The organism is Streptococcus sp. 3874 (genome assembly GCF_013276425.1).
In the GTDB taxonomy this organism is placed as follows: Bacteria; Bacillota; Bacilli; order Lactobacillales; family Streptococcaceae; genus Streptococcus; species Streptococcus pseudopneumoniae.
In genome coordinates this window covers 1-21,412 of record NZ_VMLA01000038.1, presented here as the reverse complement: position 1 = coordinate 21,412, position 21,412 = coordinate 1, and the positions used below count along the sequence as shown (strand labels likewise).

General features: G+C 40.5%; 17 protein-coding genes and 1 tRNA gene. All 18 read left to right on the top strand.

What is annotated here, in order from left to right; genetic code table 11:
* Positions 1-169: 169 nt before the first annotated feature.
* The 18 genes from HT703_RS04465 (at position 170) to smc (ending at position 21,273) form a co-directional block, all read left to right on the top strand.
* Complete coding sequence (locus tag HT703_RS04465) at positions 170-1,213, top strand: TIGR00341 family protein (protein ID WP_007284808.1); 1,044 nt, start codon at positions 170-172, stop codon at positions 1,211-1,213.
* Between the two features lie 165 nt (positions 1,214-1,378).
* Positions 1,379-3,466, top strand: a complete 2,088-nt coding sequence (topA, locus tag HT703_RS04460; protein ID WP_054392654.1) for a type I DNA topoisomerase — start codon at positions 1,379-1,381, stop codon at positions 3,464-3,466.
* Between the two features lie 105 nt (positions 3,467-3,571).
* Positions 3,572-3,931, top strand: a complete 360-nt coding sequence (locus tag HT703_RS04455; RefSeq protein WP_054392652.1) for a YbaN family protein — start codon at positions 3,572-3,574, stop codon at positions 3,929-3,931.
* Positions 3,932-4,024: 93 nt separating this feature from the next.
* Positions 4,025-4,657, top strand: coding sequence for a copper homeostasis protein CutC (locus HT703_RS04450; protein WP_172929951.1), 633 nt, complete (start codon positions 4,025-4,027; stop codon positions 4,655-4,657).
* 43 nt (positions 4,658-4,700) lie between these two features.
* On the top strand, positions 4,701-5,357 hold the full coding sequence (locus HT703_RS04445; protein WP_054392650.1) for an MmcQ/YjbR family DNA-binding protein: 657 nt from the start codon (positions 4,701-4,703) through the stop codon (positions 5,355-5,357).
* A 314-nt stretch (positions 5,358-5,671) separates the two neighbouring features.
* Positions 5,672-7,234, top strand: coding sequence for a 2-isopropylmalate synthase (locus HT703_RS04440; RefSeq protein WP_054392648.1), 1,563 nt, complete (start codon positions 5,672-5,674; stop codon positions 7,232-7,234).
* 11 nt (positions 7,235-7,245) lie between these two features.
* Positions 7,246-8,283, top strand: coding sequence for a 3-isopropylmalate dehydrogenase (gene leuB, locus HT703_RS04435; protein WP_023936519.1), 1,038 nt, complete (start codon positions 7,246-7,248; stop codon positions 8,281-8,283).
* Complete coding sequence (locus HT703_RS04430; protein ID WP_023936517.1) at positions 8,280-8,549, top strand: DUF1294 domain-containing protein; 270 nt, start codon at positions 8,280-8,282, stop codon at positions 8,547-8,549. The genes leuB and HT703_RS04430 overlap by 4 nt, the downstream gene beginning before the upstream one ends.
* 3 nt (positions 8,550-8,552) lie before the next feature.
* Entirely contained in the window at positions 8,553-9,935 is a 1,383-nt protein-coding gene (gene leuC / locus HT703_RS04425; RefSeq protein ID WP_023936515.1) for a 3-isopropylmalate dehydratase large subunit, read from the top strand.
* Positions 9,936-9,944: 9 nt separating this feature from the next.
* Complete coding sequence (gene leuD, locus HT703_RS04420; RefSeq protein ID WP_000410625.1) at positions 9,945-10,538, top strand: 3-isopropylmalate dehydratase small subunit; 594 nt, start codon at positions 9,945-9,947, stop codon at positions 10,536-10,538.
* A gap of 27 nt (positions 10,539-10,565) precedes the next feature.
* Positions 10,566-11,345, top strand: coding sequence for a Sua5/YciO/YrdC/YwlC family protein (locus HT703_RS04415; RefSeq protein WP_000160496.1), 780 nt, complete (start codon positions 10,566-10,568; stop codon positions 11,343-11,345).
* Positions 11,346-11,541: 196 nt separating this feature from the next.
* A complete protein-coding gene (locus HT703_RS04410; RefSeq protein ID WP_138707191.1) occupies positions 11,542-13,524 on the top strand; it encodes an AAA family ATPase in 1,983 nt (660 codons plus the stop codon).
* Positions 13,511-14,824 carry an McrC family protein gene (locus HT703_RS04405; protein WP_171043140.1) on the top strand — a complete coding sequence of 438 codons (1,314 nt, stop codon included), beginning with the start codon at positions 13,511-13,513 and terminating at the stop codon, positions 14,822-14,824. The genes HT703_RS04410 and HT703_RS04405 overlap by 14 nt, the downstream gene beginning before the upstream one ends.
* A gap of 174 nt (positions 14,825-14,998) precedes the next feature.
* Positions 14,999-15,985, top strand: coding sequence for a GMP reductase (locus tag HT703_RS04400; protein ID WP_172929950.1), 987 nt, complete (start codon positions 14,999-15,001; stop codon positions 15,983-15,985).
* A gap of 66 nt (positions 15,986-16,051) precedes the next feature.
* Positions 16,052-16,123, top strand: a tRNA-Arg gene (locus HT703_RS04395).
* Positions 16,124-16,301: 178 nt separating this feature from the next.
* Positions 16,302-16,775, top strand: coding sequence for an IS200/IS605-like element ISSpn6 family transposase (gene tnpA / locus HT703_RS04390; RefSeq protein ID WP_001206386.1), 474 nt, complete (start codon positions 16,302-16,304; stop codon positions 16,773-16,775).
* 269 nt (positions 16,776-17,044) lie between these two features.
* Positions 17,045-17,743 (top strand): ribonuclease III, encoded by a 699-nt coding sequence (rnc, locus tag HT703_RS04385; protein ID WP_172929949.1) that lies wholly within the window; start codon positions 17,045-17,047, stop codon positions 17,741-17,743.
* Entirely contained in the window at positions 17,734-21,273 is a 3,540-nt protein-coding gene (gene smc / locus HT703_RS04380) for a chromosome segregation protein SMC (RefSeq protein WP_054392645.1), read from the top strand. The genes rnc and smc overlap by 10 nt, the downstream gene beginning before the upstream one ends.
* Positions 21,274-21,412: the final 139 nt, after the last annotated feature.

Genomic DNA, 21,412 nt, shown 5'->3' with positions numbered 1-21,412 from the left:
TCATGAGATTGGCATATCAGACTACTAAAGTATTGAGTTTGTTAGGATTTTATACTCAATGAAANNCTGACGAAGTCAGTAACATCTATACGGCAAGGTGAAGCTGACGTGGCTTGAAGAGATTTTCGAAGAGTATTAGCGACTAGTTAGCTGGGAAAGGAAGATATTTGTGACAAATAATAAACTGTATTCGTTGATAGAATTTAGAAATAAAATATATGAAGAATTAGAACTTTCCAGAAGTGATTTAGCGATTTTACTATGTGCCATGCTTATCGCCTCTATCGGATTAAATATGGATTCGACTCCCGTGATTATTGGAGCCATGTTAATCTCTCCTTTGATGACACCTATTCTGGGAGTGGGGCTCTCTCTAGCTATATTTGATTTTAAATTGTTAAGAAAATCTTTTAAAATATTAGCTATTCAAATTCTTGCCAGTCTAATAGCTTCAACACTTTATTTTTATCTTTCTCCCATTTCGTATGCTAGTTCGGAGATTGTTGCTAGAACCTCTCCGACTATTTGGGATGTTCTCATTGCTTTTGTAGGAGGGATAGCAGGTATTATTGGTGCTAGGAAAAAAGAGACCAATAATATTGTTCCTGGTGTTGCTATTGCAACCGCCTTGATGCCTCCTCTTTGTACAGTAGGTTATGCTATTGCTTCTGCTAATCTAAAATTTATCATAGGCTCCTCTTACCTATTCCTCATCAATTGTAGCTTTATTGTCATTGCGACTTATATAGGTGTTAGGTTGATGATGGTTAAGAAACATTATTTTAAAGATAATGAAGAAGACTCTAAAATGCGCAGGATTTTGCTTCTAGTTGCTGTTTTGCTGATGATTCCGAGTTTTATCTCTGCAACGACTTTAGTGAGAGAAACGTTGAAAAAAGAGTCCCTTAAGAAATTTATATCAGAGCAATTTCAGGGGCATAATATTTTGAAAAAAATCTATTCTAAAAAGACTCATACCCTAAAGCTAACCATTTCAGGAAATTATTTGACAGAAGAAGAACTCGATATGATTTCCAGTAAGAGAGGTGACTATGGTTTAAGTGATGTTTCTGTTCAAGTTTCCCAATTGTCTGATTCAGAACAACTTAGTAAGGAAGAACTGGTGGAGTATTTCTTCCAGTATATCAAGGATAAGGAAGCAAAAGAAAAGGAAAAAGCCAATAAATTTGATACAGAGTCTGAGGAACAATAATTTCTTGAGAATAGCTGGTTTTTCTCGTGAGTCTTCTATGTATATCAAAGGAAGACTGAAGTCTTAAGTATAAACTTTTCTTCTATTATAGTAGCTAAGTCTTGACAGGGTTCAAAAAATGGTTTACACTTTATAAAGTTTATTACTTTGAAAAGGTGTGATACTGTGGCTACGGCAACAAAAAAGAAAAAATCAACAGTTAAAAAAAATCTAGTCATCGTGGAGTCGCCTGCTAAGGCCAAGACGATTGAAAAATATCTAGGCAGAAACTACAAGGTTTTAGCCAGTGTCGGGCATATCCGTGATTTGAAGAAATCCAGTATGTCCGTCGATATTGAAAATAATTATGAACCGCAATATATCAATATCCGAGGAAAAGGCCCTCTTATCAATGACTTGAAAAAAGAAGCTAAAAAAGCTAATAAAGTTTTTCTGGCGAGTGACCCGGACCGTGAAGGAGAAGCGATTTCTTGGCATTTGGCCCATATTCTCAACTTGGATGAAAATGATGCTAACCGTGTGGTCTTCAATGAAATCACCAAAGATGCTGTCAAAAATGCTTTTAAAGAACCTCGTAAGATTGATATGGACTTGGTCGATGCCCAACAGGCTCGTCGTGTCCTAGACCGCTTGGTAGGCTATTCGATTTCGCCTATTTTGTGGAAGAAGGTCAAGAAGGGCTTGTCAGCAGGTCGCGTTCAGTCTATTGCGCTTAAACTCATCATTGATCGTGAGAATGAAATCAATGCCTTCCAGCCAGAAGAATACTGGACAATTGATGCTGTCTTTAAAAAGGGAACCAAGCAATTTCAGGCTTCCTTCTATGGAGTAGACGGCAAAAAGTTGAAACTGACTAGCAATGATGAGGTCAAGGAAGTCTTGTCTCGTCTGACTAGCAAAGATTTTTCAGTGGATCAGGTAGATAAGAAAGAGCGCAAGCGCAATGCTCCATTACCCTATACCACTTCATCTATGCAGATGGATGCTGCCAATAAAATTAACTTCCGTACTCGAAAAACCATGATGGTTGCCCAACAGCTCTATGAAGGGATCAATATCGGTTCTGGTGTGCAAGGTTTGATTACCTATATGCGTACTGATTCGACTCGTATCAGTCCAGTGGCACAGAACGAAGCAGCAAGTTTCATTACAGACCGTTTTGGTAGCAAGTATTCTAAGCATGGTAGCAAGGTCAAAAACGCTTCAGGTGCTCAGGATGCCCACGAGGCTATTCGCCCGTCTAGTGTTTTTAATACACCTGAAAGTATTGCTAAGTATCTGGACAAGGATCAGCTCAAGCTTTATACTCTTATCTGGAATCGTTTTGTAGCGAGTCAGATGACGGCTGCTGTCTTTGATACCATGGCTGTTAAATTGTCTCAAAATGGGGTTCAATTTGTTGCTAATGGTAGTCAGGTTAAGTTTGATGGTTATCTTGCTATTTATAATGATTCTGATAAGAATAAGATGTTACCAGATATGGCTGTTGGAGATGTGGTTAAGCAGGTCAATAGCAAACCAGAGCAACATTTCACTCAACCGCCTGCTCGTTATTCTGAAGCGACCTTGATCAAGACCTTGGAGGAAAATGGGGTTGGACGTCCGTCCACCTACGCACCAACCATTGAAACTATTCAGAAACGTTATTATGTTCGCCTTGCAGCCAAACGTTTTGAACCAACAGAGTTGGGAGAAATTGTTAACAAGCTCATCGTTGAATATTTCCCAGATATCGTAAACGTAACCTTCACAGCTGAAATGGAAGGCAAACTGGATGATGTCGAAGTCGGAAAAGAGCAGTGGCAACGTGTCATTGATGCCTTTTACAAACCATTCTCTAAAGAGGTTGCCAAGGCTGAAGAAGAAATGGAAAAAATCCAGATTAAGGATGAACCAGCTGGATTTGACTGTGAAGTGTGTGGCAGTCCAATGGTCATTAAACTTGGTCGTTTTGGTAAGTTCTACGCTTGTAGCAATTTCCCAGATTGCCGTCATACCCAAGCAATTGTGAAAGAGATTGGTGTTGAGTGTCCAAGTTGTCATCAGGGACAAATCATTGAGCGAAAAACCAAACGCAATCGCCTTTTCTATGGTTGCAATCGCTATCCAGAATGTGAATTTACTTCTTGGGATAAGCCTGTTGGTCGTGACTGTCCAAAATGTGGCAACTTCCTCATGGAGAAAAAAGTCCGTGGTGGTGGCAAGCAGGTTGTTTGTAGCAAAGGTGACTACGAAGAAGAAAAGATTAAATAAGAAGAGAGTCCTGAAAGTGAATTTCAGGCTCTTTTTGATTAGTACTTGACAAAATTCATCATTTTATGCGAAACTAGAAGAAGATTATTTTAACTAGGAGAAGTTATGCGTCTTATCTATCTGATAATTGGTTTTTTATCACTGGCCTTGGCTATTGTTGGGGTAGTTTTACCCTTGTTGCCGACAACGCCTTTCCTTTTGTTGTCTATTGCTTGTTTCTCCAGAAGTTCCAAGCGCTTCGAAGATTGGCTTTATCATACCAAGCTCTATCAAGCATATGTAGCTGATTTTCGAGAAACAAAGTCCATTGCGCGTGAACGTAAGAAAAAAATCATCGTTTCTATCTACATCTTGATGGGAATTTCCATTTATTTTGCCCCTCTCTTACCAGTCAAAATCAGTCTGGGTGCTTTGACCATCTTTATCACCTATTATCTCTTTAAGGTTATTCCAGACAAAGAATAAGTAAAATTTGTAACTATTTCCCTTGATAAAATTGAAAGCATATTCACAATAATATGATATAATAAATTCAAAGTAATACTCAAGGAGAAGCAAATGATTTACGAATTTTGTGCTGAAAATGTGACCTTGCTTGAAAAAGCGATGCAGGCTGGAGCTCGTCGAATCGAACTCTGTGATAATCTAGCAGTGGGAGGAACAACACCCAGCTATGGAGTGACCAAGGCAGCAGTTGAATTGGCAGCTAACTACGATACGACCATCATGACCATGATTCGTCCACGTGGTGGCGACTTTGTCTATAATGATATGGAAATTGCTATTATGCTAGAAGACATTCGGTTGACTGCTCAGGCTGGAAGTCAAGGGGTTGTATTTGGGGCTTTAACTGCTGATAAGAAGTTGGATAAGCCTAATCTTGAAAAGTTAATTGCTGCATCAAAAGGAATGGAAATTGTCTTCCACATGGCCTTTGATGAATTGAGTGATGAAGAGCAGTTGGAGGCTATTGACTGGCTCAGCCAAGCCGGTGTCACTCGTATCCTAACTCGTGCTGGTGTGTCTGGTGACTCCTTAGAAAAACGTTTGGCTCACTATCACAGAATTTTGGAACATGCTAAAGGTAAAATTGAAATTTTACCAGGCGGGGGGATTGACTTGGACAACCGTCAAACCTTTATCAACCAGCTAGGTGTGACACAATTGCACGGAACCAAGGTTGTCTTTTAAAAAATAGAAAGGAACTGCTAGCTTTGGGTAGCAGTTTTCACTTATGTTTGAAATTTTTAAATCCTATCAGTTTAATAAAGAAAAAGCTCATGCCTATGGTTTTGCAAAAAATGGGGGAGTCTGGACCTATAGTTGCCAGATTTTGCAGGGTGACTTTGTCATGACTGTGTCCATCACTGCTGATAATGTGAGTTTTCAAGTCTTTGATCAGGAAACGGGCGACCTCTATCCTCAAGTCCATATGCAAAGTATGACAGGGAGTTTTGTTGCAAGTGTCCGTGAGGCTTGTTTGGAGATTCTTTACCAGATTCGGAAGGCTTGTTTTGAGGTACAGGATTTTATCTGCCCTCAGACTAAACGAATCATGACTCAAGTTCAGGAAAAGTATGGTAATCAGTTGGAGTATTTGTGGGAGAAATCGCCTGATACGGCAGTGTTAAGACATGAAGGCAATAAAAAGTGGTATGCCGTCTTGATGAAAATCTCTTGGGATAAGCTGGAAAAGGGTAGAGAAGGTCTAGTCGAAGCAGTCAATCTCAAACATGATCAAGTAGTGGACCTGCTTTCACAAAAGGACATTTATCCAGCTTTTCATATGAACAAACGCTACTGGATTAGTGTGGCTTTTGATGATACTTTGTCAGATGAAATGGTACTGGAATTGATAGAAAAAAGTTGGAATTTAACTTCTAAAAAATGAAATATTTCAAGGATTTTCAAGAACTTTCAATTAGCTAAATATTCTATACTGAAGAAATTTTCAGAAAATATTTGATTTTTTCTTGACAAGTGCTTTTGCCTATGCTAAAATACTTAACAAGATATCAAACGAAGGAGAAAGTCAAACATGAAAACAGCTAAGTTTAATCAATTCGCTTTGTTGTTGAGGTACTCGGGCTAGTGCAAAAAGCATTAGTCCTGTTTGGCTTACCAAGCGGGAGTAAATCAACATCTCGCTTGGGTTTCTGAGCGAGATGTTTTTTTAAAAATCACATTTGGAAAAGGGGAAATCTTATGCGAACAGTTGAATTTCTAGATACCAGCCTTCGGGATGGAGAGCAGACACCCGGTGTTAATTTTTCAATCAAGGAAAAAATTGCCATTGCAAGGCAGCTGGAGAAATGGGGGATTTCAGCCATTGAAGCCGGTTTTCCGGCGGCGAGTCCTGATTCATTCACAGCAGTGCAGGAGATTGCTAAAGTCTTGAAGAAAACAGCGGTGACTGGTTTGGCACGCTCTGTCAAGTCTGATATTGATGCTTGTTATGAAGCCCTCAAGGACGCCAAGTATCCACAAGTTCACGTCTTTATCGCTACCAGTCCCATTCATCGTAAGTATAAGCTCAATAAGAGCAAGGAAGAGATTTTGGAAGCTATTAAGGAGCATGTTTCTTATGCCCGTTCTAAGTTTGAAGTGGTCGAATTCTCTCCTGAGGATGCGACTAGAACAGAGTTGGATTTCCTCTTGCAAGTTGTTCAAACAGCGGTTGATGCAGGGGCGTCTTATATCAATATCCCTGATACGGTTGGATTTACCACGCCAGAGGAGTACGGTGCTATCTTCAAATACTTGATTGAGAATGTCAAGACGGATCGTCAGATTATCTATTCGCCTCACTGCCACGATGACCTTGGAATGGCAGTGGCAAATAGCCTTGCTGCTGTCAAGAATGGTGCAGGACGTGTTGAAGGAACTATCAACGGTATTGGTGAGAGAGCTGGAAATGCTTCTTTGGAAGAAATAGCAGTTACTCTCAATATTCGCCAAGATTACTACCAAGCAGAAACCAGTATTGTCCTAAATGAGACCATCAATACGTCAGAAATGGTTTCTCGCTTCTCAGGAATTCCAGTTCCTAAAAACAAGGCTGTGGTTGGTGGTAATGCTTTTTCTCATGAATCTGGTATTCACCAAGATGGAGTTCTTAAAAATCCTCTCACTTATGAGATTATCACCCCTGAATTGGTTGGTGTTAAGAGTAATAGTCTTCCGCTTGGAAAATTGTCTGGTCGCCATGCCTTCGTTGAGAAGCTGAGAGAACTAGCCCTAGATTTTACAGAAGAGGATATCAAACCACTCTTTGCTAAGTTCAAGGCACTGGCCGACAAGAAACAAGAAATCACAGATGCAGATATTCGTGCGCTGGTAGCTGGAACCATGGTTGAAAATCCAGAAGGCTTCCATTTTGATGATTTACAACTTCAAACCCATGCAGATAATGACATTGAAGCGCTCGTTAGCCTAGCCAATATGGATGGTGAGAAGGTCGAATTTAATGCGACAGGTCAAGGTTCCGTTGAAGCGATCTTTAACGCTATCGACAAGTTCTTTAACCAATCCGTTCGCTTGGTGTCCTATACCATTGATGCGGTAACGGATGGAATCGATGCCCAAGCTCGGGTTTTGGTCACTGTTGAAAACAGAGATACAGAGACCATATTTAACGCAGCAGGTCTTGATTTCGATGTGTTGAAGGCTTCGGCTATTGCCTATATAAACGCTAATACCTTTGTTCAAAAAGAGAATGCTGGTGAGATGGGACGCAGTGTTTCTTACCGCGACATGCCGAGTGTGTAAAGGAGAATGCTATGGCAAATAAAATAGTAGTTCTAGCAGGGGACGGAATTGGCCCAGAAATCATGGAGGCTGGTTTAGAAGTCCTGGAGGCTCTAGCTGAAAAAACAGATTTTGACTATGAGGTTGACAGACGACCCTTCGGAGGTGCAGGTATTGATGCAGCAGGGCATCCCTTACCTGATGAAACCCTCAAGGTATGTCGTGAAGCAGATGCCATTCTCCTAGCGGCTATCGGTAGTCCTCAGTATGATGGAGCAGCGGTTCGGCCTGAACAAGGTTTGCTGGTTCTCCGTAAGGAACTCAATCTTTACGCTAATATTCGCCCTGTAAAAATCTTTGACAGTCTCAAGCATTTGTCACCACTCAAACCGGAACGAATTGCTGGTGTAGACTTTGTCGTGGTGCGTGAGTTGACAGGCGGGATTTACTTTGGAGATCATATCCTTGAAGAGCGCAAAGCGCGTGATATCAACGACTATAGCTATGAGGAAGTGGAGCGGATTATTCGCAAAGTCTTTGAAATTGCAAGAAATCGCAGAAAAACCGTTACCAGCATCGATAAACAAAATGTTTTGGCGACATCAAAACTCTGGAGAAGAGTAGCTGAGAAGGTCGCACAGGATTTCCCAGATGTGACTTTGGAACACCAGCTGGTGGACTCAGCTGCCATGCTTATGATTACCAATCCTGCTAAGTTTGATGTTATTGTAACGGAGAATCTTTTTGGAGATATTCTCTCTGATGAATCAAGCGTTCTATCTGGCACACTTGGGGTTATGCCATCAGCCAGTCACTCTGAAAAGGGTCCAAGTCTCTATGAACCTATTCACGGTTCAGCTCCTGATATTGCTGGTCAAGGCATTGCAAATCCTATCTCCATGATTTTATCAGTGGCCATGATGTTGAGAGATAGTTTTGGTCGTTATGAGGATGCAGAGCGTATTGAGCGTGCTGTTGAAGCAAGTTTGGCGGCTGGTGTTTTAACAAGAGATATAGGGGGACAGGCTTCTACCAGGGAAATGACAGAAGCTATTATTGCAAGGTTATGAAGTTAGACGAAAAAATTACTCTAGTCCTTTTAATTTGGAATGTCATGGTTTTCTTGATTTATGGTATTGACAAATCTAAGGCAAGGAGAAGAGCTTGGCGCATCCCAGAGAAAATCTTACTCATTTTAGCCTTTACTTGTGGTGGTTTTGGTGCCTGGTTAGCAGGAATCACTTTTCACCACAAGACTCGAAAATGGTACTTTAAAACAGTTTGGTTTCTTGGGATGGTGACTACACTAGTAGCCTTATATGTTATTTGGAGGTAATAGATGGCAGGAAAATCGATTTTTGATAAATTATGGGACCGTCATGTCATCACAGGAGAAGAGGGGCAGCCCCAACTCATGTATGTGGATCAGCACTATATTCATGAAGTGACCAGCCCTCAGGCTTTTCAAGGTTTGCGAGATGCAGGGCGCAGATTGAGACGACCAGACTTGACATTTGGAACATTTGACCACAATGTCCCGACGGTCAATATCTACGATATTCGAGATGTGATTTCTAAGGCTCAAATTGATAAGCTGGCTGAAAATGTTGAGGAGTTTGGGATTGAACATGCGGCCCATGGTTCTGAAAAACAAGGAATTGTTCACATGGTTGGTCCAGAAACAGGACGAACCCAACCAGGGAAATTCATCGTCTGTGGAGATAGCCACACAGCAACCCACGGGGCTTTCGGAGCTATCGCCTTTGGGATTGGGACCAGTGAGGTCGAACATGTCTTTGCGACACAGACCCTCTGGCAGGTCAAACCCAAGAAAATGCTGGTGGAATTTACAGGTGTTCCTCAAAAAGGAGTTTATTCCAAGGATTTCATTCTCGCTCTGATTGCCAAGTACGGCGTTGCTTGCGGTGTCGGCTACGTTGTGGAATATCGTGGACAAGCGATTGATGCACTGAGCATGGAAGAGCGAATGACCATCTGCAATATGTCCATCGAGTTTGGATCTAAGATGGGAATCATGAATCCGGATCAAACCACCTATGATTATCTCAAGGGACGGGAGTGTGTTCCAGAGGACTTTGAAGAGGCTGTGGCTGATTGGAAAACAATTGTCAGTGATGAGGATGCTGTTTACGATAAGGTTATCCAGATGGATGTCTCAGACTTGGCTCCCATGGTGACCTGGGGGACCAATCCTGCTATGGGTGTTGACTTTGACAGTAGCTTCCCAGAAATTAAGGACATGAATGATGAGCGAGCCTACAACTACATGGACTTGGAACCAGGTCAAAAGCCAGCGGATATTGAACTAGGCTATATCTTTATCGGTTCTTGTACCAATGCTCGTCTCAGTGACTTGCAACTGGCTGCGCGATTTGTCAAAGGAAAGAAAATAGCTCCTAACTTAACGGCTATCGTGGTTCCAGGCTCTCGTCCTGTCAAACGAGCGGCTGAGAAGTTGGGCTTGGACAAGGTCTTTCTAGATGCTGGTTTTGAGTGGAGAGACCCAGGTTGCTCTATGTGCCTAGGGATGAATCCTGATAAGGTTCCAGATGGCGTTCACTGCGCCTCAACAAGCAACCGCAACTTTGAAGACAGACAGGGGTTTGGTGCTAAGACCCACCTCTGCAGTCCAGCCATGGCAGCAGCAGCAGCTATTGCAGGGCGCTTTGTAGATGTTCGGCAAATGCCAGAGACCCAGTAAGGAGAGGATATGGAGAAATTCACAGTTTATACAGGAACGACCGTTCCTCTTATGAATGATAACATCGACACCGACCAAATCCTACCCAAGCAGTTTCTCAAGTTAATTGATAAAAAAGGCTTTGGTAAGTACCTTATGTATGCTTGGAGATATTTGGACGATAAGTATACTGAGGATCCAGACTTTGTCTTTAATAGACCTGAATATCGCAAAGCCAGTATTCTCATTTCAGGGGATAACTTCGGCGCAGGGTCTTCGAGGGAACACGCTGCTTGGGCTCTAGCGGACTATGGTTTTAAGGTCGTGATTGCGGGGTCTTTCGGTGATATTCATTACAATAATGAACTCAATAATGGTATGTTGCCTATTGTTCAGCCCAGAGAGGTTAGAGAGAAACTAGCTCAGCTACAACCAAGTGACCAGGTAACTGTGGACTTGGAACAACAAAAAATCATCTCACCAGTTGGAGAATTCACGTTTGAAATTGATAGCGAATGGAAACACAAACTCTTAAATGGTTTGGATGATATTGGTATTACCTTGCAGTATGAAGATTTGATTGCTGCTTATGAAAAACAACGACCAGCCTACTGGCAGGATTAGAAGAAAAATAGAAAAGGAAATAGAACTATGACAAAACACATTCAATGGAAGGGAACACTTTCACAAGAAGGATATGACATTTTAAAAGGTGAGGGCGGATGTATCGTTTGCCCTACTAAAGTTGGTTACATCATCATGACTAGCGATAAGGCTGGTCTTGAACGTAAGTTTGAAGCCAAAGAGCGTAACCGTAACAAACCAGGTGTTGTTCTCTGCGGTAGCATGGATGAGCTTCGTGCTTTAGCACAACTTAACCCAGAAATTGAAGCCTTCTACCAAAAACATTGGGATGAAGATATTCTTCTTGGTTGTATCCTTCCTTGGAAACCAGAAGCCTTTGAGAAACTCAAAGCATACGGTGATGGTCGTGAAGAACTCATGACTGACGTGCGTGGTACTAGCTGTTTCGTTATCAAATTTGGGAAAGCTGGTGAACAATTAGCTGCCAAGCTTTGGGAAGAAGGCAAGATGGTATATGCCTCATCAGCTAACCCATCTGGAAAAGGAAACCGCGGTAAGGTGGAAGGTATCGGAGAACGAATCGAAGGGGCAGTTGACCTTGTTATCGAGGCAGACGACTATGTGGCATCAATCCAGCCTGACAAAACGATTGAAACACGCTACGAGCAAGGTGTGATGGTGTCTATGGTGGATAAAGACGGCAAACTCATCCCAGAACAAGGGGGAGCTCGCTCAACTTCACCAGCTCCAGTTGTAATCCGCAAAGGGCTTGATATTGATAAGATTATGATGCATCTGTCAGACACCTTTAACTCATGGGACTATCGTCAGGGCGAGTATTATTAATATTTAAAAGAAGTCTAGTGTTATGAGACATTGAAGCTCCTGACACTGGACTTTTTATTTATAATTTCTTTTCTTTTTTATATAGATGTGATATTCTATATGTGAAATGTGTGTTAAGATAGTTATTAAAAATATTTAAACTAACAAATAATATTTAGAACCTTTAATAATCATTTAATAAGCGAGGTAAAGCATTATGATATCTGAATCAACTTTTATTGATAGAATAAAAAAAGAATTCCCAGATGCAATTGAAAATCAAACAAAAAGTTATATTTCTTTTCAGGTTAAAAATATGAAAGGGAAGTTACAAAACTTTATAGAGATTAATTTTCGGAATAAAGGAATAAAGATTGCCATTCTCTCCAAAAGTCTTCGTGATTCAGATTTTTTGATATTTGATAAGAAGCCTGATTCATTTGGTTGGACACTTGATGCTGAGTATTTTATTAAGGACGAAAATTCATTAGACGAGATTTTACCTTTTATAAATAAATCTTATGAGTTTGTAAAAACTGGAACTAACTCAGAGTGTTATAAAGTCTTCAGAGAATTTTTGTCTAAATTTGTGAATCAATCAAATATCTATAATTCGAAAGATATAGAAATGAAACGTTCTCAAAAATTAGATGGAGCTGAACATATTTATCCTGCTCTAACCATCGAAGGTATTCCATACAAAGTTGAAATGCTTAACACAGGTCATTTTGGTCCAAGGAGTGGTAATGGATATATTAAATCACCTTATTTTGGTTATCGATTGAGTGACATTGATAACTCATGGATAAATATAAGATGTGGTTTTCAGAGATTTAAACTCACAGAATTTAAAATAGTAAAATGGTACAGTAATAATCAAGATGAAGATTTAGGTTATAAATACCTTGTCAAAGATTTAGAATTGGAATCAACCGCGGAACCTAATGATATTTTAAAAGAGTTTTACGACAATTTTACTAGTTTCTATGTGAAAAAAGAGAAGAAAGATGTAAACATGTTAGAAAATATCAACGAGTATAAAAATATTTTACTATCATCCAAAAACCTCATCCTCCGCGGTGCTCCTGGCACAGGAAAAACTTACCTTACTAAAGAAATTGCTAAAGAATTAACGGATGGCAACGAAGACCAAATCGGCTTTGTACAGTTTCACCCATCTTATGATTATACGGATTTTGTAGAGGGTTTGAGACCGGTATCAAATGTGGATGGATCTATTGGATTTAAGCCTCAAGACGGTATTTTTAAGAAGTTCTGTCAGAAAGCGAAAGAAGCTCAGAAAACTGGAGGACAAGATAATTTTGAAGAAACGTGGGCTAAGCTAACGGATGCTATCAATGAAAAGCAAGGACAATACTTCTTCCCTCGTAGTTCGGTTCCAGCCAGTTTAAATAGTCAAGGGAATGTGAAGTTTGATTCTCCTGTTGCTACCAAAGAAAAAGTGTATCTTTTGTACAAGGGTGAGGAGACTAAGTTAAAGTACGAAACTTATCAAAAAATCGTTTTAGATCACATGAAAGAAAGTTATGGCTTATGTGATTATGTGTTTCCAACAATTGATACAGACAAAAAATTCGTCTTTATCATTGATGAAATCAACCGTGGTGAGATTTCTAAGATTTTTGGAGAACTCTTTTTTTCTATTGACCCTGGCTATCGTGGTGAAAAGGGAAGTGTATCTACCCAGTATGCTAATTTACATGAGACTGATGAGAAATTTTATATCCCTGAAAATGTCTATATCATCGGAACCATGAATGATATTGACCGCTCAGTGGACACCTTTGATTTTGCTATGCGCCGTCGCTTCCGCTTTGTTGAAGTTACTGCCGAGAGTCAGGTTGAAATGTTGGATAAAGAGCTGAATATCCATGCAGAAGAAGCAAAAACTCGTCTAAGAAACTTGAATACTTCTATAGAAAACGTTCAGGAATTAAACAGTCATTATCATATTGGACCAAGTTATTTCCTAAAGTTGAAGGATGTAGATTTTGACTATGAATTACTCTGGTCTGATTACCTCAAACCACTTTTGGAAGATTATCTACGTGGTTCTTATGACGAGGTTGAAACTCTGGAAACTTTAAAAAAGGCATTTGATCTGACAAAGAATGAGCAAAAAGATCAGGTAGTAGCTGATGACAATGAAGGCGATGAAAACGATGATGCGGATCACTGATAATCAGCACAAGATTGTTAAAGAAGAATTTGTTGAAGAATATCCTAAACTAAGCAATCTTCTTTTAGACAGAACCTTGGAAAGTCTATCCCAATATGAACGTGTTTTCATTTTTCCAAATGATTTGACTCATACTCCTGATTTGGATAAGGACCAAAAGATTTTTGAAACAGTTAACCAGAAAATCAAGACTGGGAATGTGATTGGTTTTCTGGGGTGTGGTCAGGAAAGATTAACGATTTCCTCTCGCTTTTCTAATGAGAGTAATGACCATTTTTTGCATTATCTTTTACAAAAGGTTCTTCATATCAATCTCACTAGTTTAGATGTTGCTTTGTCTCGTGAAGAGAGGCTTTATCAACTTTTGATGTATCTCTTCCCCAAGTATCTACAAGCTGCTATTCGAAAAGGTCTTTATAAGGAATATCATCGATTTTCTCATAACGACAGTCATGTTAAGGGAGTGATTGATGTAAGAAGCAATCTCAAGAAAAATCTTCCTTTCACGGGAAATATTGCCTACACAACGAGAGAGTTCACCTATGATAATCCCCTCATGCAGTTGGTCCGTCACACTATTGAATACATTAAGAATCAGAAAAGCATTGGTCAAGGGGTACTAGATAATCTCTCAACTAGTCGTGAAAACGTATCTGAAATCGTGCGTGTAACGCCCTCTTATAAACTAGCTGATCGTGCTAAGATTATTCGGGGAAATCAATCTAAACCTATACGTCATGCATACTTTCACGAGTACAGAAAGTTACAAGAACTTTGTCTGATGATCCTAAACCAAGAAAAGCACGGTTTAGGGTATCAAGATCAAAAAATCTATGGTATTCTCTTTGATGTTGCCTGGCTTTGGGAAGAGTATGTTTACACCTTGTTGCCAAAAGGTTTCATCCATCCACGAAATAAAGATAAGACGGACGGAATTTCAGTATTTTCTAGTCGAGAACGAAAAGTTTATCCAGATTTCTATAATAGAGATTTAAAAATTATGTTAGACGCTAAATATAAAAAGCTTGAAGATACTGAAAAAGGAATTAACCGTGAGGACTTGTTCCAGTTGATTTCCTATTCTTATATTTTAAAAGCTGAGAAGGCTGGTCTTGTTTTTCCGAGCAAGGACAAGGTTGTTGATAATGAGATAGGAAAGCTAGCAGGTTATGGAGCTTTGTTGAAGAAATGGTCTATCCAAATTCCTCAGAAGTCTTCATCTTATCGTGAATTTTGTGAAATGCTGGAAAACTCCGAAGAAATATTTAAAAGTAATATTACTAAAGAACTGGGGAGATAATAATCTCTCCTTTCTTTTGTTATTTACACAATAAAAACCGAACGATATATTTTAATTTATAAAATAATTTGACAAAAACCTTACTTTGTTTTATAATTGATTAAGGAAACGTCGGAAAAGGCGTAGTGATGCGAGAGCATAGGTAGGTCATTACAAAAGAAACGAGACATCGATATGTTAAATGAATTTCCCATTTTTGATTACGAAGATATTCAATTGATTCCAAATAAATGTGTGATTAAAAGCCGTGCAGAAGCGGATACAAGTGTCACTTTAGGAAATCACACCTTTAAACTACCTGTTGTGCCAGCTAATATGCAGACGATTTTGGATGAAAATGTAGCAGAGCAACTGGCTAAAGGTGGTTACTTCTACATTATGCACCGTTTTGATGAGGCAGGACGCATTCCTTTTATTAAACGAATGCATGAGCAAGGGCTTATTGCCTCTATCTCTGTCGGTGTTAAGGACTATGAGTATGATTTTGTTAGCCAGCTCAAGGCTGATGCTCCTGAGTACATCACGATTGATATTGCCCATGGTCATGCGGATAGCGTGATTTCTATGATTCAACACATCAAGAAAGAATTACCAGATACTTTTGTTATTGCAGGAAATGTGGGAACACCAGAAGCTGTGCGTGAATTGGAAAATGCTGGTGCGGATGCTACTAAGGTCGGAATTGGTCCTGGTAAGGTTTGTATCACCAAGGTTAAGACTGGTTTTGGTACAGGTGGTTGGCAGTTGGCTGCTCTACGCTGGTGTGCCAAGGCTGCCCGTAAACCGATTATCGCTGATGGAGGAATTCGTACTCATGGTGATATTGCCAAGTCTATCCGCTTCGGTGCTAGCATGGTCATGATTGGTTCCCTCTTTGCAGGACACATCGAAAGTCCAGGGAAAACGATTGAAGTCGATGGTGAACAATTCAAAGAATACTATGGTTCAGCCTCACAATATCAAAAAGGTGCTTATCAGAACGTGGAGGGCAAACGCATCTTACTTCCTGCAAAAGGTCATCTGCAAGACACTTTAACTGAGATGGAACAAGATCTTCAAAGTGCTATTTCTTATGCAGGTGGACGTCAGGTTGCTGACCTTAAACACGTTGATTATGTTATCGTGAAAAACTCAATCTGGAATGGGGATGCTTCCCACTAAGACGGGCTATTTGGCCAGAAAAAAACTTGTTATTAGAGCAAATTTCTGTTATAATAAAACAAGTTTCCACCCTTAGTGTAATGGATATCACGTAAGATTCCGGTTCTTGAGATGGGGGTTCGATTCCCTCAGGGTGGATGTAAACATCCTAAAAAGCCTTTAATAGGGCTTTTTTCTTTATTGTTGTCTCCCGAAAACCACTAGCTATGCTAGTGGTTCCATAGAGCTTTTAGCGTGGTAACAAAAAGAACCTCCTAAAATGATAAGATAGAAGTGGTTTCTCCGCCACTACAACATATCATACAGGAGGTACCTCATGAGAGAGGATAATCAAAGTTTATCACATACCACATGGAATTGTAAATATCATATTGTTTTTGCACCCAAATATCGTCGTCAAATCATTTATGGCAGATACAAAGCTAGTATCGGAAGAATCATACGTGACTTATGTGAGCGTAAGGGTGTAATAATCCATGAAGCGAATGCTTGTTCAGACCATATTCACATGCTTATCAGTATTCCTCCGAAACTTAGTGTTTCGTCCTTTATGGGCTATTTAAAGGGCAAGAGCAGTTTGATGATTTTTGATAAGCATGCGAATTTAAAATACAAATATGGCAATCGCAAGTTTTGGTGTAGAGGCTATTATGTAGATACGGTAGGCCGTAATCAGAAAGTGATAGCTGAATATATTCAGAATCAATTACAAGAAGACAGAGTAGCAGACCAGCTCACGTTATTCGAGTCAGTAGATCCGTTTACTGGCGAAATAAATAAGAGGAAGTAACTAAGGTGCTTTAGCACCTGCTCGGGAAAGTGGTGCGCGAGGAAGCTATTTCGGTGGGCCTTTGGCCCTGGCCGGTAGAAGCGGCTTATAGCCGCAGAACAAACCACCAGTTCACACTGGTGGTTTTGATTCTGACCCAAGTTTAACCCAAAAACTGAAAATCTCTTTTTAAAGAATTCCCAAATGCTCTCCAGTTCCGTTTTAGAGTGACTCAGGAGGCTTTTTTTGATATAATAAAAAGGACTGTTATCAGTTAGAAAGAGGTTGGTATGAAAGAATTACAAACTGTACTAAAGAACCATTTTGCAATCGAATTTGTAGACAAAAAGTTACTGGAAACTGCCTTTACTCATACGAGTTATGCCAATGAGCACCGCCTCTTAAAAATTTCACACAATGAACGCTTGGAATTTTTAGGAGACGCTGTTCTACAGTTATTGATTTCAGAATATCTGTATAAAAAATATCCTAAAAAGCCTGAAGGTGACTTGTCTAAACTCCGTGCCATGATTGTCCGTGAGGAGAGTTTGGCTGGTTTTGCGCGTGATTGCCAGTTTGATCAGTTTATCAAACTTGGTAAAGGGGAAGAAAAATCTGGTGGTCGCAATCGTGACACCATTCTTGGTGATGCCTTTGAAGCCTTTCTTGGTGCCCTCCTTTTGGATAAGGATGTGGCCAAGGTCAAGGAATTTATCTATCAAGTCATGATTCCTAAGGTTGAAGCAGGCGAGTTTGAGATGATTACAGACTACAAAACCCATCTCCAAGAGTTACTTCAGGTCAATGGGGATGTAGCTATTCGTTATCAGGTGATTTCTGAAACAGGGCCTGCCCACGATAAGGTTTTTGATGTAGAAGTTCTTGTTGAAGGTAAGAGTATTGGTCAAGGCCAAGGTCGTTCTAAAAAATTAGCAGAGCAGGAAGCTGCTAAAAATGCCGTTGAGAAAGGGCTGGATTCATGTATTTAAAGGAAATCGAAATTCAGGGATTCAAGTCTTTTGCTGACAAGACCAAGGTCGTCTTTGACCAAGGTGTGACGGCGGTTGTTGGACCAAATGGATCTGGAAAGTCCAATATTACAGAAAGTCTGCGTTGGGCTTTGGGGGAGTCTAGTGTCAAGAGTCTCCGTGGGGGCAAGATGCCGGATGTCATCTTTGCTGGAACAGAAAGTCGCAAACCGCTCAATTATGCTTCTGTAGTTGTGACTCTGGATAATCATGACGGATTTATCAAGGATGCAGGTCAAGAAATCAGGGTGGAACGCCATATCTATCGTAGTGGAGATAGCGAATACAAGATTGACGGCAAGAAAGTCCGTCTGCGTGATATTCATGACCTCTTCTTGGATACTGGATTGGGACGAGATTCCTTCTCTATTATTTCCCAAGGGAAGGTTGAGGAGATTTTTAATTCCAAGCCTGAGGAACGACGATCTATTTTTGAAGAAGCTGCTGGAGTTTTAAAATACAAGACTCGTCGAAAAGAAACTGAGAGTAAACTGCAGCAAACTCAGGATAATCTAGACCGCTTAGAGGACATTATCTACGAGTTGGATAATCAAATCAAGCCTCTTGAGAAGCAAGCTGAGAATGCCCGTAAGTTTTTAGACTTGGAAGGTCAACGCAAGGCTATTTATTTAGATGTTTTGGTTGCTCAAATCAAGGAAAATAAGGTTGAACTAGACTCGACAGAAGAAGAGTTGGCTCAGGTTCAGGAACTCTTGACTAGTTATTACCAAAAGCGTGAAAAATTAGAAGAAGAAAATCAGAATCTCAAGAAGCAACGCCAAGATTTACAGGCTGAAATGGCTAAAGACCAAGGCAGTTTGATGGATTTGACCAGTCTGATTAGTGATTTAGAGAGAAAATTAGCCCTATCGAAATTAGAATCTGAGCAAGTAGCCCTCAATCAACAGGAAGCACAAGCTCGTTTGGCTGCTTTGGAGGATAAGAGAAATTCACTCAGCAAAGAAAAATTTGATAAGGAAAGCTCTTTGGCACTTTTAGAGGAAAATCTAGTCCAAAATAATCAAAAACTCAATCGTTTAGAAGCTGAATTGCTGGCTTTTTCAGATGATCCTGATCAAATGATTGAGCTTCTACGTGAACGCTTTGTGGCGCTTTTACAAGAAGAAGCAGACGTCTCAAACCAGTTGACCCGCATCGAAAATGAGTTGGAAAATAGTCGTCAGCTTTCTCAAAAACAAGCAGATCAATTAGAAAAGCTGAAAGAACAGCTGGCTACAGCTAAAGAGAAGGCTAGTCAGCAAAAGGCGGAGCTTGAATCTGCTAAGGAGCAGGTTCAGAAATTACTGGCCGACTACCAAGCTATTGCCAAGGAGCAAGAGGAGCAGAAAGCTTCCTATCAAGCTCAACAAAGTCAACTCTTTGACCGTCTGGATAATCTCAAAAACAAGCAGGCCAGAGCTCAAAGTTTGGAAAATATCCTGAGAAATCATAGTAACTTTTATGCAGGTGTTAAGAGTGTTCTCCAAGAAAAAGACCGCCTTGGTGGGATTATTGGGGCAGTTAGTGAGCACCTGACCTTTGATGTTCATTATCAAACTGCCTTAGAGATTGCGCTTGGAGCAAGCAGTCAGCACATCATCGTAGAGGATGAGAACGCGGCGACTAAGGCGATTGATTTCCTAAAGCGCAACAGGGCTGGTCGCGCAACCTTCCTTCCGTTGACAACGATCAAGGCGCGTACGATTTCTAGTCAGAATCAAGATGCTATCGCTGCAAGTCCGGGATTTCTGGGCATGGCAGATGAGTTGGTGACATTCGATACTAGACTGGAAGCTATTTTCAAGAATTTACTAGCTACGACAGCGATTTTTGATACAGTAGAACATGCGCGTGAAGCTGCTCGACAAGTTCGTTATCAGGTTCGCATGGTGACATTGGATGGGACAGAGTTGCGTACAGGTGGTTCCTATGCAGGTGGAGCTAATCGCCAGAATAACAGCATTTTCATCAAGCCAGAACTGGAGCAATTACAAAAAGAAATTGCTGAAGAAGAAGCAAGTCTTCGTTCAGAAGAAGTGGCTTTGAAGACCTTACAAGACCAGATGGCTAGATTGACCGAATCATTAGAAGCTATCAAATATCAAGGAGAGCAGGTACGTATTCAGGAACAAGGCTTGTCCCTTGCTTATCAGCAGACCAGTCAGCAAGTTGAAGAACTGGAAACTCTTTGGAAACTTCAAGAAGAGGAATTAGATCGTCTTTCTGACGGAGATTGGCAAGCAGATAAGGAAAAATGCCAAGAGCGCCTTGCTACCATTGCCAGTGACAAGAAAAATCTGGAAGCTGAGATTGAAGAAATTAAGTCTAATAAAAACGCCATCCAAGAACGCTATCAAAACTTGCAGGAAGAGCTAGCGCAAGCTCGCCTGCTTAAGACAGAACTGCAAGGGCAAAAACGTTATGAAGTGGCTGATATTGACCGTCTAGGCAAGGAATTGGATAATCTGAATATCGAACAAGAGGAAATCCAGCGCCTTCTTCAAGAAAAGGTTGATAATCTGGAGAAGGTTGATACAGAATTGCTCAGTCAACAGGCCGAAGAAGCCAAAACTCAGAAAACAAATCTCCAACAAGGTTTGATTCGCAAACAGTTTGAATTGGATGATATAGAAGGTCAGCTGGATGATATTGCTAGTCATTTGGAACAGGCCCGTCAGCAGAATGAAGAGTGGATTCGCAAGCAAACTCGTGCTGAAGCCAAGAAAGAAAAGGTCAGCGAGCGTTTGCGCCATTTACAAAGCCAATTAACAGACCAGTATCAGATTAGCTATACTGAAGCACTAGAAAAGGCACATGAATTGGAAAACCTCAATCTGGCAGAGCAAGAGGTGCAGGATTTAGAGAAGGCTATTCGCTCACTGGGGCCTGTCAATTTGGATGCTATTGAACAGTACGAAGAAGTTCACAGCCGTCTGGATTTCCTCAATAGCCAGCGAGATGACATTTTGTCAGCGAAAAATCTGCTTCTTGAGACTATCACAGAGATGAATGATGAGGTTAAGGAACGCTTTAAATCAACCTTTGAGGCTATTCGTGAGTCCTTTAAAGTGACCTTCAAGCAGATGTTTGGCGGAGGTCAGGCAGACTTGATATTGACTGAGGGCGACCTTTTAACAGCTGGTGTGGAGATTTCTGTTCAACCTCCAGGTAAGAAAATCCAGTCGCTTAACCTCATGAGTGGTGGTGAAAAAGCTCTATCGGCTCTTGCCTTGCTCTTCTCCATTATTCGTGTCAAGACTATTCCATTTGTTATCTTGGATGAGGTGGAAGCTGCGCTGGATGAAGCTAATGTTAAACGTTTTGGGGATTACCTCAACCGCTTTGACAAGGACAGCCAGTTCATCGTCGTAACCCACCGTAAGGGAACCATGGCAGCGGCTGATTCTATCTATGGAGTGACCATGCAAGAATCAGGTGTCTCAAAAATTGTTTCGGTTAAGTTAAAAGATTTAGAAAGTATTGAAGGATGACAATTAAACTAGTAGCAACAGAAATCAGAATAGGTAAATTGATACAATAGCATATAAAGAAAGCCTTGAAATTTAGCTGATTTCAGGGCTTTTTAACTGTCTATTGCTATTAGGGTAAAATGTAACCGCCCAATAACGA